This is a genomic window from Vibrio ichthyoenteri ATCC 700023 (assembly GCF_000222605.1).
Taxonomy (GTDB): domain Bacteria; phylum Pseudomonadota; class Gammaproteobacteria; order Enterobacterales; family Vibrionaceae; genus Vibrio; species Vibrio ichthyoenteri.
Map to the genome: position 1 here is coordinate 1 of NZ_AFWF01000267.1, position 263 is coordinate 263.

Annotated in this window: 1 protein-coding gene; it reads right to left on the bottom strand. The window is 54.0% G+C overall.

Features of this window, described 5'->3' with window-relative positions; genetic code table 11:
* Positions 1 to 239: hypothetical protein (locus RH85_RS17780; protein WP_039949292.1), on the bottom strand; the 239-nt coding region annotated here is incomplete at its 3' end.
* Positions 240 to 263: the final 24 nt, after the last annotated feature.

Genomic DNA, 263 nt, shown 5'->3' on the forward strand with positions numbered 1-263 from the left:
AGGTGCGCTTCGTCGGTTAACGCGACGATATGACGGCCACTGTATTGGTCACGCTCTGCAATGGCGTTAATACGGTTAATCAGCGAGATATACGCCGCGGCCATTTGGGCTTCATAGCCATTTTTCGCGTAAATACCCAAATCAATGATGGTGACATCGGCCTCTGGCCAGTGCTCCGCTTCTTGGTCGAAGATTTGCCCTTCCAGTCCTTCACAGAAAAAGCTGAGCGCTTCTGCCATGAGGCGCGCACGCTCGCGTCTGGC